2 protein-coding genes are annotated in these 1,170 nt (G+C 71.7%); one reads left to right on the forward strand and one right to left on the reverse strand.

All coding sequences use genetic code 11. The features are described from left to right. On the forward strand, positions 1 to 490 hold a 490-nt coding region (locus tag GUY61_RS38490), incomplete at its 5' end, for a DinB family protein (protein ID WP_243767047.1). On the opposite strand, the gene GUY61_RS38495 is transcribed toward GUY61_RS38490, so the two are convergent. Further along, positions 484 to 1,170 (reverse strand): MFS transporter (locus tag GUY61_RS38495; protein ID WP_166634918.1); only part of this gene is annotated, 687 nt, incomplete at its 5' end. The genes GUY61_RS38490 and GUY61_RS38495 overlap by 7 nt on opposite strands.

The raw sequence follows: 1,170 nt of genomic DNA on the forward strand, positions 1-1,170 counted from the left end.
GCCCTATGTCGCCGACGAACGGACCCAGCTCGTCGGCTGGCTGGAAATGCAGCGCGCGATCATCCACTACAAGTGCGAGGGACTGTCCGACGACGACGCCCACCGGTCGGTCCTGCCCTCCTCGCCCCACATGACGATGGCCGGAGTCGTCTCCCACCTGCGCTGGGTCGAGTACACCTGGTTCGAGATGATCTTCCTCGGCGGGCCCGCCGCCGGGCCGCGCTTCGACGGCGGGCCGGAGGACGCCGAGATGATGGTCGAGGGCGTCCCCCTCGCCCGGCTCCTCGGCGACTACGAGCGGCAGTGCGCGGTGTCGAACGAGATCATCGCGGCCCACTCCCTGGACGCGGTGGGCCGGCACCCGGACTTCGCCGCCTCGGCCGCCACCCTGCGCTGGATGCTGCTCCACATGGTGGAGGAGACCGCCAGGCACGCGGGCCACGCGGACGCCGTCCGGGAACTGCTCGACGGGGAGACGGGCTACTACTGAGCCGCCGCCCGGGCCGCGGGCTCCGGAGTGCCCAGCGGGCCGTCGGCCGGTGAGGGCTCGGCGGCGGACTCCGCCTGCAGCCCGCGCATCAGCACCCAGTACCCGGCCCCGGACACCGTCCCCAGCACCGCGCAGGCGCCCCACAGCCATCCGGCGCCGTACCCGTCGATCACGAAGCCGGACATCAGCGGGGCCACGAGGGCCGCCACCGACCAGGACATCGTGTACATGCCCTGATAGCGGCCGCGTCCGTGGACCGGCGAGAGGCGGACCACCAGGCTCGTGTGGGTCGGGGCGTTGACGATCTCGGCCAGCGTCCACACGCACACGGTCAGCGCGAAGACACCGATCGACCCGGCGAACGCGGTGAGCCCGAAGCCGTAGCCGGCGAGCACGGAGGAGACGACGAGCAGCCGCCGGGGATCGCGGTGCTCGATGAGACGGGTCACGGGGATCTGCAGTACGACGATCAGTACGCCGTTGACGGCGATGACGAGACCGTAGTCGGAGGCCGAGTAGCCGGCCGCGCCCATCGCCACGGGCAGGGCGACCGAGGACTGCTGGAAGATCAGGGCGATGACGAACGACAGGCCGACCACTGACATGAACCGCCCGTCGCGCAGCACCGTCATCAGGCTCACCTCGGGCTCCGGCGCCTCCTCCGCCGCGCCCTTCCCGCC

This window comes from Streptomyces sp. GC420 (assembly GCF_009916105.1).
Taxonomy (GTDB): domain Bacteria; phylum Actinomycetota; class Actinomycetes; order Streptomycetales; family Streptomycetaceae; genus Streptomyces.